Annotated in this window: 3 protein-coding genes and 1 pseudogene; 2 read left to right on the forward strand and 2 right to left on the reverse strand. The window is 70.0% G+C overall.

Features of this window, described 5'->3' with window-relative positions; translation table 11 throughout:
- A partial coding sequence (locus tag K789_RS0108095; RefSeq protein WP_029704746.1) for an FAD-dependent oxidoreductase occupies positions 1 to 379 on the reverse strand: 379 nt, incomplete at its 3' end.
- Positions 380 to 383: 4 nt separating this feature from the next.
- Positions 384 to 1,481, reverse strand: a complete 1,098-nt coding sequence (hemE, locus tag K789_RS0108100) for a uroporphyrinogen decarboxylase (protein ID WP_029704748.1) — start codon at positions 1,479 to 1,481, stop codon at positions 384 to 386.
- Between the two features lie 170 nt (positions 1,482 to 1,651).
- On the opposite strand from hemE, the gene K789_RS0108105 reads away from it, so the two are divergent.
- A complete protein-coding gene (locus K789_RS0108105; protein ID WP_024366322.1) occupies positions 1,652 to 2,989 on the forward strand; it encodes a glutamyl-tRNA reductase in 1,338 nt (445 codons plus the stop codon).
- Between the two features lie 347 nt (positions 2,990 to 3,336).
- Positions 3,337 to 3,840, forward strand: a pseudogene (locus tag K789_RS0108110) (endonuclease); the annotation flags it as partial.

Here is a 3,840-nt window from a genome sequence, read left to right on the forward strand (position 1 = left end):
GGCGGACTTCCGGGTCCCAGGGGTTGGCCGGGATGCCAAGGACTCCGGTGCGGGGAAGTTCACGCGGGCCGTCGGGCAACTGGACCCAGGCGCCTCCCGGCTCCGGTGCAACGATCTGCCCGGCGAGGTCCAGGTCGGCGGCAAGATCCGCCACCGCGGAGGAACGGGTGGCGAAGGACTCGGCGCCGCTGTCCAGGGTCAGGCCGGCCACCACATGGCTGCCGACGCAGCCGCCCCACGCGCCGGACGCCTCCAGGACGGTAGTGCGGACGCCAGCCCGGGCCAGCTCGCGGGCGGCGAGCAGGCCGGAAATCCCGCCGCCCACCACCACGGCGGTCTGCGCTGCGGCCTCCACGGCGCCGCTGCCGGCTGCCTGCATGCGCCTACTCCGGGGAAATCGAGTGGATCAGTTCGACAACGCGCGTCAGTACGGCCGGATCGGTGTCCGGCGGCACACCGTGGCCCAGGTTCAGCACGTGGCCGGGGGCCGAGGCACCGGCCGCGATGACTTCACGGACGTGGGCTTCCAGCACGTCCCACGGCGCGGACAGCAGCGCCGGGTCGATGTTGCCCTGCAGCGGGACCGTGCCGCCCAGCCGGCGGTTGGCTTCGTCCAGCGGCAGGCGGTAGTCAACACCGACGACGTCGACACCGACGTCGCGCATGGCGACGAGCAGTTCCGAGGTGCCGGTGCCGAAGTGGATCAGCGGAGCACCGAGGTCCCGGACGTGGTCCAGGGCGCGCGCGGAGGCCGGGGCGACGAAGCGTTTATAGTCCGCCAGGCCGAGTGAGCCGGCCCAGGAGTCGAAGAGCTGGCCGGCGGAGGCACCGGCTTCCAGCTGGGCGCGGAGGAACATGCCGGAGGCATCCGCGGCCCAGTTGGCCAGGGCGGTCCAGGTCTCCGGGTCGGCGTGCATCATGGTGCGCGGGCCGAGGTGGTCGCGGGACGGCTTCCCTTCAACCATGTAGGCCGCGAGCGTGAACGGCGCACCGGCAAAGCCGATCAGCGGGGTTTTCCCCAGCTGGGCCACGGTGAGCCGGACGGCTTCGCGGATGGGCTCGAGGGCTTCCCAGGTCAGCTGGGGCAGGGCGGCGACGTCGGCCGCGGTGCGGACCGGCTTCTCAAGCACGGGACCGACGCCGGGGACGATGTCCACGCCGACGCCGGCCAGCTTGAGCGGAATGACGATGTCGGAGAAGAAGATGGCGGCGTCGACGTCGTGGCGGCGGACCGGCTGCAGGGTGATCTCGGAGGCCAGTTCCGGTCGCAGGCAGGAATCGAGCATCGCGACCCCCTCGCGCAGCTTGAGGTATTCGGGCAGCGAGCGGCCGGCCTGGCGCATGAACCACACCGGACGGCGGGAGGGCTTGCCGCCGCGGTAGGCGGTGATCAGCGGGGAACCCGCGGTGCGGCCGTCCATCAGCGGGTGCCCGGCGTCGAGGCCGGAGATTTCAGGAGTTGCCGCAGCGCGAGGAGTCATGCCTTCGATTGTGCCGAAAATCAGCCCCAAAAGATAACGACAGCCTGTCACCGACATGGACAGCGACCCAGGCTGCGCCCCGGCCGTGGCGGGAATCACAGCCCCGCGTGGGCAGTCGCACGCCGGGCTGTTGTTCTACGCGGCAACGAAAAAGCTATGATTGTGATGCTGTGGTTCTTTTTTCTCTGGTGGCGACCCACGCCGACATCGACCTCGAGACCGTTGCTCTACTGAGCACCGGCGCTTCCGAGCTCGCCACATCCGCCCTCGCCGAATCGCCGGCCGTGGCGGGTGCCATTGTGCTTGCCACCTGCAACCGCTTCGAAATCTACGGTGAAGCGAGCCGGCAGGACGACGTCGAAGACGCCCGCCAGGCCTTCATCGCCCAGCTCAGCGGCTCCACCGGACTCAACGAACAGCTCGTGGCGCGTTCCTTCAACACCCGCACGGGCGCGGACGTCACCCGGCACCTCTTCTCGGTCAGCGCCGGGCTGGACTCCGCCGTCGTCGGGGAACGCGAAATCGCCGGCCAGGTCCGACGGGCCCTGATTACTGCCCAGCACGAAGGTACGGCCAGCGCCGGCCTCGTCCGGCTCTTCCAGGCGGCGTCGAAGACCGCCAAGGACGTCGGAGCGCAGACGGCCCTGGGCGCGCGCGGGCTCTCGGTGGTCTCCGTGGCCCTCGACCTCGCCACCGAGCTGTCCGAAGTCCCCGACTGGTCCACCAAAAAGGTCGTGGTGTTCGGCACCGGCGCCTACGCCGGCGCCACCATGTCGCTGCTGCGTGAACGCGGCTGCACGGACGTGTCCGTGTATTCCTCCTCCGGGCGTGCCGCCGGTTTCGTCGCCACCCGCGGCGGGACCGCGCTGGATGGCGACAGCCTCCCGGTCGCCGTCGCCGCCGCCGACGTCATGATCGGCTGCAGCGGCGCCGACACCCGCGTTGAAGCATCGGAACTGGCCAGGGTCCGGGCGTCCTCGCCCCAGCCCCTGATCGCCATCGACTTGGCCCTCACCCACGATTTTGATCCCGCCGTCGGCGGACTCGACGGCGTCGAACTGCTCACGCTGGAATCGGTCCGTCTGGCCGCCCCGCAGGAACAGTCCGAATCGCTGGCCCAGGCCAGCAGCATTGTGGCCGGTGCGGCCAGCACGTTCGAGCAGGAACGCGAGGCCCGCTCGGTGGACTCAGCCATTGTCGCCCTGCGCCGGCACACCATGAACGTGCTGGACGCGGAAATGGAAAAGGTCCGGGCCCGCCACGGCTGCACCGCCGCGGCCGAGGAAGTCGAGTTCGCGCTCCGCCGGATGGTTAAGCAGCTGCTGCACGTCCCCACGGTCCGGGCCCGCGAGCTCGCCTCCAACGGCCAGCAGGAAGAATACGTGGCCGCCCTTGAGGCGCTGTATGGCATCACGGTAGAACAGCCTGCGGCAAAAGCGGCGGACGCCGGCTGCCCGGTTGAACACCAGGACCGTCCCGCACCGGGCGGCGCGCGGGAAATCGCTTAAGCGGCGCTTCCGGCCGGACGGAAGCGTCCGACGGACCCGGTGGCCGGGGAACTGACCCAGGCATCTCCGGACGAAATTGCTGGTCGCCTGGTCGAAGAGTACGGGTTTCCGGAGGTTCGCGTTGTCCCCCCTCGGCACCGTTCATGCAGCTCACGCGATCGACGAAGGCGAGAGTTACTGGGCAGTCTCGGATTGGCGCGCAGGCCACGAGGAATTCCGGCATAGCCCCGACTTTCGGGCGGGCTGCGGTTGACGATGCCGGAACCCTGGTTCGGATCCACAGAGGGGTGTCCCGCTGCCCTGCCAGGTTCGTGAAAAATGTCGGAGGTGCGCGCTAGTTTGGGTGTATGGATAGCACGGACTGCATCGCTGATGGCAGGGCGGCCCTGGCGGTTGTCGGGGCGTTGACCGCGGCGCTGGATTCCGGCACTGGGGCCGGTGCTGACGGCGGGGGTCCGTCCGGGGCCGGTGTCCACCGGGATGCTGGTCCGTTGGCGGACGATCCGTTGCGGGAGCTTGCCGATGATTGCCTGGACGGCCTGGCCGAGGTCGCCCGGTGGGAGGCCAGGGCCGCGGCGTTGAAGGTGCGGCTGGGCGCGGCCTATCTGCAGGCCACCGAAGCGGTGGCGGCCCCGGCGGCGACCCCGCATGACGCCAAGTGCCAGGAGATGGCGGTGACGGCGGAGGTCGCGTGTGTCCTGACCGTGAGCGAGCGGACCGCGGGAGCCTTCCTGTCCGAGTGCCTGGCGCTGACGCGGGGTTTGCCGCTGACCCTGGCCGCCCTGCAGGACGGGAGGATCTCCTGGGCGCATGCCCGGATCATTGTCGACGAAACCGCCGGCCTGGACCGG

The sequence above is a fragment of the Arthrobacter sp. TB 26 genome (assembly GCF_000427315.1).
Taxonomy (GTDB): Bacteria; Actinomycetota; Actinomycetes; order Actinomycetales; family Micrococcaceae; genus Arthrobacter.